At 37.4% G+C, this 1,688-nt stretch carries 1 protein-coding gene; it reads left to right on the top strand.

Features of this window, described 5'->3' with window-relative positions; translation table 11 throughout:
• The coding region (locus CYP84_RS07545) for an HD domain-containing protein (RefSeq protein WP_103637151.1) at window positions 1-1,688 on the top strand (1,688 nt) is incomplete at both ends.

Genomic DNA, 1,688 nt, shown 5'->3' with positions numbered 1-1,688 from the left:
ATTTTAGATAGCTCTGGCATGAAATTTGTGATAAAAATTGCCGAAGTGGATGAAATTTTTATAAATTTCAAAGATGACCTTAAATTTAAAAGCGAAACCTCGCAACTTCGCTACATTTGTGGCTCAAAAAGCCTCTACCGCTTAGTAAAAAGCGAGATCATAAAGATAAAAGAATTTGATAAAAAAGCCTTTTTAAACTACCATTTAAAGGCATTTTTGCCATTTTCTAGCATAAGCTACTTGGCACAAGAGCCAAATTTAAAAAGTGGCTTTGGTGGGATCGATGAAATTTACCACTTAAACTGCATACTAAACTGCCTAGATAGCGACGTTTCGGTTAGATCGCAAGCCCTTAAAGTGATGAATGAAAAAGAGATCGCAAGTTTTAACCTAAATGTCGATTTTTTACTAAGCTTGCTAAGTGCTTTAAATTTAACCCAAAATACCGATACTTTCAGTGCTTCAAGTGTCGAGATCACGACAAATTTCATGCAGACAAAGTCCAAAAAGCTGCAAGACAACGAGAGCGTCATCAGCCAAAAGATGCTAAGCTCGATGAATAACGTAGCCATTTATTCAAGATTTATCGCAGCTTCGCTTTGCAGGCCATTTTTCAAAAGCGAGTTAAGCTTCGAGCAGAGAAAATTTGCTAGGCTAAAAAATGGCTTTTATGAGATAAATGGCGTCATCTACGTGCCACTTCACAAAAAGCCAGCCCTTATCGAGGATCTCATAAATGAGCTTTTGGAGCTAAAAGATGTGGATTATAAATTTGATATAAGCGCGATCTTTTATATCAAGCGAGCCATCATCACAAAAGATGGTTTAGAGCGCGCTATCAGCGAGTTTAAGAAGATATTTTTAAGAGAAAATTCCTACGCTATCTTAAAATCCTTGCTCGATGCGCAGATGATACAAATTTTGATAAAACCGATGGAGCATATCTCCCAGCTAGCAGAATATGACGGCTATCACGAATTTACGGTTGATGAGCATAGCATTTTAAGCGTCAAATTTCTTGAAAATATAAAAGATAAATTTATAAAAAATCTCTATGCTGAGCTTTGCTTGGAGGGCAAAACGATGCTAAAGATCGTGACGCTTATGCATGACGTTGGCAAAGGACTTGGCAAGGATCATGCAAATATCGGGGCAAATATCTTTAGAGCCTACGCAAACAAGCTAAATTTAAGCCAAAAGGCCGTAAATATCGGCGTTACGCTCGTAAAATACCACACCCTAATGAGCAACGTCTCAAACAGAGAGGACATCTACTCGCAGCGCGTCATCTTTGCCTTTATCTCAAAGCTTGGCGACAAGCAGGTCTTAAAGCTACTTTACATCCTTAGCTACTGCGTGATAAACGCCACAAATGAGAGGCTTTACAACGCCTACACAGCAAAGCTTTTAAGAGAGCTTTATGAAATTTCTCTTAGCGCATTTAGCGATGAAAATTTACTTGATGAAGCGACAAGGCGAGTAAAAAAAGAGCAGTCTATAAAACGAAATAGCGAGTTTTTGGCGCTTGAGCCAAAGCTACAAGAGAAAATTTTTAAGATCACATCAAATTTGGTCTTTACAAAATATAGCGCGAGCGAGATCATAAATTTAAGCAAAGTGGCTGATAGCTTAAACGAAACAGAAATTTTCATAAACAATAGTAAAAATTTAAGCATTCAAATTTATAC

Origin of the sequence: Campylobacter concisus, assembly GCF_002912425.1 — a bacterium.
Lineage (GTDB): Bacteria > Campylobacterota > Campylobacteria > Campylobacterales > Campylobacteraceae > Campylobacter_A > Campylobacter_A concisus_AH.
The sequence above is the reverse complement of the archived record's forward strand: the minus strand, read 5'-3'. Positions and strand labels throughout refer to the sequence as shown.